Origin of the sequence: Trebonia sp. (assembly GCF_049794275.1) — a bacterium.
GTDB lineage: Bacteria > Actinomycetota > Actinomycetes > Streptosporangiales > Streptosporangiaceae > Trebonia.
Window position 1 is genome coordinate 1 of record NZ_JBARCR010000916.1, and the last position, 3,691, is coordinate 3,691.

A 3,691-nucleotide genomic window follows, 5' to 3' on the forward strand; every position below is an offset into this window, starting at 1 on the left:
CTGGTCGCCCGGCTGGCAGGCGCCGGCGTCGCCGCGCACGTCATCGTGCCGATCGCCGACCTGATGACCGACGCGGTGGTCCGCGCGCGCGGGCTGAGCGTGAGCCAGGACGTGGCGGGTGTCGGGAGCTGCACGATGCCGGGCGTCTCGCCGCGGCTGTCCGACACCCCGGCGCTGGCAGGCCATCCACCGCGCAGGCCTGGAGAGGACGCCAGGCAGGTACTCGCCTCGGTCGGCCTGGCCGACCGGCTCGACGCGCTGGAACGCGGCTGGGTGGTCCGGGCTACCGACCTGCCAGCGGCGTGGCCGTGATACTTAACGAAAAGAGGAAGGAACTCCGTGCAACGCAGCGAGACAAGGTTTCTGACCACGCACACGGGCAGCCTGATCCGCCCGGCCGCGCTGATCGAGGCGCCGGCGGCGGATGCTGACGCCGAGGCGCGGGCCGGCTACGAGCGCGCGCTGACCGAAGCGGTCGTCGGCGTGGTAGCCAGGGAGTGGGACGTCGGGCTCGACGTGGTGAACGACGGCGAGTTCGGCAAGTCGGGCTGGTCGGGGTACGCGCTGGACCGGATCAGCGGCTTCGAGATCCGCCAGGACCAGCTCAAGCCGCTGGACTGGCTCGGCAGGGACAGGGAACGGTTCAAGGACTTCTTCACGGACAACCCGGAGATGCCGCTCGCGCTGACCGGCGCCCCCACGCAGGTCTGCGTCGGCCCGGTCGAGTACACCGGCCACGACTTCATCGCCCGCGACCTGGCCAACCTGAAGGCGGCGACGGCCGGTCACCAGGACCGCGAGGTGTTCTGCACGAGCGTCGCGCCGGCGAGCACGGCCTACAACGGCGTGAACGAGTACTACAAGACCGAGGAAGAGTACGTCTACGCGATCGCCGACGCGCTGCGGCAGGAGTACCTCGCGATCCACCAGGCCGGCTTCATCCTTCAGGTGGACGACGCCGTGCTGGCCAACATGTACGACCACCTCATCCAGCAGGGAGAGGAGGCCTACCGGCGCTGGGCGCAGCTGCGGGTCGACGCGCTCAACCACGCGCTCGCCGGGATCCCGGAAGACCGGATCCGCTACCACGTCTGCTTCGGCAGCTGGCACGTCCCGCACGTCGCGGACGCGCCGCTCGAGGCGCTCACCGGCCTCATCTTGCAGGTGAACGCCGGCGCCTACTCCATCGAGGCCGCGAACCCGAGGCACGAGTGGGAGTGGGAGGTGTGGGAGCGGACGAAGCTCCCGGACGGCAAGATCCTCATCCCCGGTGTCATCACCCATCACACGACCACGGTCGAGCACCCGCGGCTGGTAGCCCAGCGGCTCGAGCGGTTCGCCGGGATCATCGGCCCGGAAAACGTCATCGGCGGCGCCGACTGCGGGTTCGCCCAGACGTCCGCGATCAGGCGCACGCAGCCGGAAGTCGTGTGGGCGAAATTCGGCTCCCTGGTCGCGGGCGCACAAATCGCGTCGGAACGTATTTGGGGTTCGCGACGACGCCATGGAGCCGATAACGAGTTGCACTCGATACAGGGCACAGATCGCGATGAGCCCAGTGATGCCGAGGAGGGGTCACAGTGACAGTGGGAGAGCAGGCCAGGGCTGGCGACAAGCCGGATCGCGGCGAACCAGGCGTGATGGCAGGCAAGACTCCAGGCGTGCGGGAAACGCCGCCACCGGGGCCTGGCGAGCTACAGCAGACTCCGCAGGAGATCGAGGGGCCGTTCTTCCGGCTGGGCGCCCCGCAGCGGTCCAGCCTGCTGGAACCCGGCGACAAGCCGGGAGTCATCCTCAGCGGCCGGGTCCTGAACGAGAGGGGCACGCCTATCCCCGGCGCGGTCGTGAACTTCTGGTCATCCGACCTGTACGGGAACTACGACATGGTCGGCTACCGGTACACCGGCTACGTCGTGACCGACGAGGCGGGCCGGTACGAGGTCACCACCGTCATCCCCGGCTACTACCAGCCGCGGAACGCCAGGCACATCCACGTCAAACTGCAGGCGGTCAGCAGGCCCGTCACCACCCAGCTCTACTTCGAGGGTGAGCCGGGCAATACCGACGACGAGTACTACCACCCCGCATTGCTCGTGCCCTGCACGGTCGACGACGCCGGCGTCAAGCACGGCACTTATGACTTCGTCATCAAGCAGATCACCGAGGAAGAGAACGTCACCGCCGAGAGCCTCGCCGCCCGGGTTGGCCCGTGACCATACGCGGCAAGGCGCACATCGCCGGCGCCTACGAGCACCCGGACAGGAAGATCCCCGACAAGTCGGTCGCCCAGGTGCACGCGGAGGTGGCACTCGGCGCGGTGGCCGACGCCGGCCTGTCGCTGAGCGACGTCGACGCGTACTTCTGCGCCGGCGACGCACCGGGGTTCGGGCCGCTCTCGATGGCCGACTACCTCGGGCTGAAGCGGCTCCGCTACCTGGACTCCACGGAGACCGGCGGCTCGTCCTACCTGGTTCACGTCGGCCACGCCGCGGCGGCCATCGCCGAGGGAAAATGCGAGGTCGCCCTCATCACGCTGGGCGGGCTGCCCCGGTCCCGGCCGGTGCCGCGGCCCTCGGCGTCGTCGCTGGCGCCGGAGGCGGGGTTCGAGCTGCCGTTCGGCCCGACCACGGTGTCGATGTACGCGCTGGCGGCGCGGCGGCACATGTACGACTACGGCACGACCAGCGCCCAGCTTGCCGCCATCAAGGTGGCGGCGTCGCAGCACGCGCGGCACAATCCCCGCGCGATGCTGCCCAACCCGGTGACGGTCGAGGAGGTGCTGGAGTCGCCGATGATCAGCGACCCGCTGCACCGGCTTGACTGCTGCGTGGTCAGCGACGGCGGTGGCGCGCTCGTCGTGGTGTCGCCGGAGGTGGCCAGGGAGCTGCGCAGGCAGACAGTCAAGGTGCTGGGCCACGGCGAGTCGCCGAAGCTCGCGGACAACGGCCGCATCGACCTGACCTACACCGGCGCCGTGTGGTCCGGGCCGCGGGCGTTCGAGGAGGCGGGAGTGACACAAGCCGACATCGACTACGTGTCGATCTACGACTCGTTCACGATCACGGTCCTGCAGACGATCGAGGACCTGGGGTTCTGCGAGAAGGGTAAGGGCGGCGCGTTCGTGGCCGACGGGTCGCTGCAGGCACCGCACGGCAGGCTCCCGTTCAACACCGACGGCGGCGGGCTGTGCAACAACCATCCGGTGAACCGCGGCGGGATGACCAAGGTGATCGAGGCGGTCCGGCAGCTGCGCGGCGAGGCAAACGGCCCGGTGCAGGTGCCCGACTGCGAGATCGCGCTCGCGCACGGCAACGGCGGGTCGCTCGGCACCCGGTCGGCCGCCGCGACACTCATTCTCGGACGGGAGGACGCATGAGCACCGAACTGCCGGCGCCCGCGCCCGGGGTCAACCCGGAGACCAGGCAGTTCTGGGACGCGACCGCGCAGGGCCGCCTGCTGCTCAAGCGCTGCCTCGACTGCGGCAGCGTGATCTGGTACCCGCGCGCGCTCTGCCCGGAGTGCGCGAGCCTGCGCACCGAGTGGTTCGAGGCGTCGGGCCGGGGCCACGTCTACAGCTACACCGTCAACCACCGCGGCGAGGGCGCGTACGCCGGCGCGGTACCCTACGTGCTCGCGTACGTCGAGCTCAACGAGGTGCCGAGGGTGATGACGAACCTGGTCGAGGCCGATG

Annotated in this window: 4 protein-coding genes and 1 pseudogene; all 5 read left to right on the forward strand. The window is 69.8% G+C overall.

Annotated elements, in window-relative coordinates:
- Nucleotides 1–312, forward strand: a pseudogene (locus WA805_RS23570) (hypothetical protein); the annotation flags it as partial.
- 27 nt (nt 313–339) lie between these two features.
- Nucleotides 340–1,584 carry a cobalamin-independent methionine synthase II family protein gene (locus WA805_RS23575; RefSeq protein ID WP_425243425.1) on the forward strand — a complete coding sequence of 415 codons (1,245 nt, stop codon included), beginning with the start codon at nt 340–342 and terminating at the stop codon, nt 1,582–1,584.
- Nucleotides 1,581–2,213: a dioxygenase gene (locus WA805_RS23580; RefSeq protein ID WP_422272745.1), complete on the forward strand. Its 633-nt coding sequence runs from the start codon at nt 1,581–1,583 to the stop codon at nt 2,211–2,213. Before WA805_RS23575 ends, WA805_RS23580 begins: the two co-directional genes overlap by 4 nt.
- Nucleotides 2,210–3,376, forward strand: coding sequence for a thiolase domain-containing protein (locus WA805_RS23585; protein WP_422272747.1), 1,167 nt, complete (start codon nt 2,210–2,212; stop codon nt 3,374–3,376). The genes WA805_RS23580 and WA805_RS23585 overlap by 4 nt, the downstream gene beginning before the upstream one ends.
- Nucleotides 3,373–3,691 (forward strand): Zn-ribbon domain-containing OB-fold protein (locus WA805_RS23590; protein ID WP_425243426.1); only part of this gene is annotated, 319 nt, incomplete at its 3' end. The genes WA805_RS23585 and WA805_RS23590, both read left to right, overlap by 4 nt.